The 1,190-nt window shown below is 49.5% G+C and carries 1 protein-coding gene; it reads left to right on the forward strand.

The annotated features are described in order from the left end of the window. Window positions 1-1,190, forward strand: a 1,190-nt coding sequence (locus tag E1189_RS16315) for a transglutaminase-like domain-containing protein (RefSeq protein WP_196221481.1), incomplete at both ends; no start/stop codon positions are given.

Consider the following 1,190-nt stretch of genomic DNA (forward strand, 5'->3'; position numbering starts at 1 on the left):
AGAATACAGGCTGGATATTTCCGAGGTCACTTATACAGGAGGCCAGCTTCAGCAGCGCGACATTCCGTGTGATAAAGGCGGTGTTCTTCCCATGGCGACTCCCCAATGGGGCCGTTCAATCACACTGTGTGATCAGCAACAACTGGGATGTATCACACTTGATCTCTCAAATCCGGCCTGGCAGGCTTTGCCCGGACTGAGCGCCTGCGACCGCTTGATAGCCATTCGTTGCCGGGATGGACAGTCTTTGCACGTCGCCAGGGGGAAGGTCACAGGGCAGCTGCTGGTACGGCGGCCAAAAGGGCCAAACATCACCGCAGCCGTGACTGTGGATTATATCGTAGCCCCCGGCAAGACCTCTTTGCAGAACATAAGAAGAGACGAGTTTGTTCAAGTGATTGAAGGTATATGCCATCCCACTGTTCAGCAAGAATTGAAAGACGATGTGTTTGACTGTTCGCCTGCCGGCAACCCAAGCCTTGAGGAGCTACAGCGGATTGCCTTATTAAACCCGTCCGAACGGCTTTATCAACTGATTTGCTGGGCGAAATCATTTTCTTTCAGCACCAGTGTACCGGGCCGTGGGCTGGAAGGGCTGGTGGCGTTAATACAGGCGAAACAGGGAGTCTGCCAGGAACGCTGTCAGGTTTTTCAGGTGCTCTGTCATTACTTTGGGATACCGGCCAGACTCGTGACCAATGCCTCACATCAATACGCTGAAGTCAGTCTGGATAAAGGCAAAACGTGGCGCATGGTCAATCTGGGGGGAGGAGGAAACTGCTCAATATCCGTGCACACACCAGACTTTCCAGAACATGTTCGTGATAATACTGGAAAAAACATTGAGTTTGCCCCTTCTGTTCTCACCTACAATCTGTTAGACATTATCTCTGAACAAATCAAAAGCAATTGTGTGACAGAAGACAGCTATCGTCAGCTACTTGATAGGTTCAAAGTTGACGGCAAGTATGCGCATGCAAACATTTCTTATTACCTTCAAGGAAGTGATGTCATTACGGGTCTTATTAAGCACGGATTTGACATAGATCTATTGTTTACCGACATTATCCAGCACTGGATACAACAGATTGGTGGTAAAAGCGACAAGCATTATGATGAGGCACTCTTCAGCCTGAAACAAAGCACTTACCGATTCCTGCAGTGCTTTCTTCAGGCATCCGCTGCAGGCG

This window comes from Parendozoicomonas verongulae (assembly GCF_009711465.1).
Lineage (GTDB): Bacteria > Pseudomonadota > Gammaproteobacteria > Pseudomonadales > Endozoicomonadaceae > Sansalvadorimonas > Sansalvadorimonas verongulae.